At 41.1% G+C, this 482-nt stretch carries 1 protein-coding gene and 1 pseudogene; both read right to left on the reverse strand.

The genetic code is table 11. The features are described 5' to 3' along the window. A pseudogene (locus IQR33_RS32900) lies at positions 1-275 on the reverse strand (hypothetical protein); the annotation flags it as partial. Positions 276-293: 18 nt separating this feature from the next. Continuing rightward, a partial coding sequence (locus IQR33_RS12170; RefSeq protein ID WP_193843714.1) for a hypothetical protein occupies positions 294-482 on the reverse strand: 189 nt, incomplete at its 5' end.

Raw genomic sequence — 482 nt, forward strand, 5'->3', positions numbered from 1 at the left:
CATGCAACAGACTGCATATCGTTTAACTGCTTTTCCCGGTGCGCGTTAATCAAACTCTCTAACGCCTTTTTTCTCTCTATAGTTCTGCGTCTCTTTGCCGATTTCAGCTTCGCATTAGAGTCATAAGATTTGCTGGAGTTAGATGTTGATGGCGCATCATCTTCCTTATATGCGTCATATAATTTTTTTGCGCCATACGCTAATGGTATAACCGCCAACCATAAAGCCATTGTTTTGCACCCTTTAAACTTGAAAGAGGGTCCTGCAATGAACACAGGCCCCTCTTGTAATGATTAAGCCGTCTTAGATTCAAACTTTCCAGTTAGTAAGTCACGAATCTCAACTAGAGCTTCAACAGAACGCTTTAATTCATCAATGTCATATTCTGTAGCTGCATCTTCCTTCAGCTTATTGATGTACTCTTCGGTTTGTTCTACCAGTTCATCTAGACCAGCCTGAATTGCAGTCTCAGTATTGTTCCA

It is taken from the genome of Vibrio sp. OPT46, assembly GCF_015163535.1.
Lineage (GTDB): Bacteria > Pseudomonadota > Gammaproteobacteria > Enterobacterales > Vibrionaceae > Vibrio > Vibrio alginolyticus.